This is a genomic window from Gluconobacter sp. P1D12_c, from assembly GCF_018812105.1.
Lineage (GTDB): Bacteria > Pseudomonadota > Alphaproteobacteria > Acetobacterales > Acetobacteraceae > Gluconobacter > Gluconobacter oxydans_A.
In genome coordinates this window covers 1-458 of the sequence record NZ_JACSIQ010000446.1, presented here as the reverse complement: position 1 = coordinate 458, position 458 = coordinate 1, and the positions used below count along the sequence as shown (strand labels likewise).

At 45.6% G+C, this 458-nt stretch carries 1 protein-coding gene; it reads left to right on the top strand.

The features are described from left to right. Window positions 1-285: hypothetical protein (locus KP705_RS21800; RefSeq protein WP_215765216.1), on the top strand; the 285-nt coding region annotated here is incomplete at its 5' end. Between the last annotated feature and the right edge of the window lie 173 nt (window positions 286-458).

The following is a 458-nucleotide window of genomic DNA, read 5'->3' as shown; positions in this document are numbered from 1 at the left end:
GGGCGTAATCTGTTTGCGTTGCGTGGTTCGTGGGAGCTTGGCAACAGGGATATCAATGCGGTGGATGATTCCGCAAAAGCATATATGCTTGACACTTACACGATATCTCACATGGGTAGAGGTGGGGGTAGCGTCTTAGAAGATGGGATGCTGTCAAAGGTTCTCGACATAGAGCGTCTACAAGACCCCGTAGAGCTTGATGAGCCTCCTATTGAGGTTCCGGATTCCGAATACTTCGAAGCTAATCAGGACGCCTTTCAGGAGCTTGCAGACTGGTATCTTTGAAGCTCCGCAGGACCGACGACAATGTAATTGTCATAGTCGGACACTATGACAAGTCAAATATTGATTTCTATCTGCTACAATAAGTTTCCAGTACCCCACAAACTGAGGGTCGGAGATTGTTATGGATATGGTAAAGAAGGAAAAATATAGAGAAATAGAGAGAGAAGTACAGA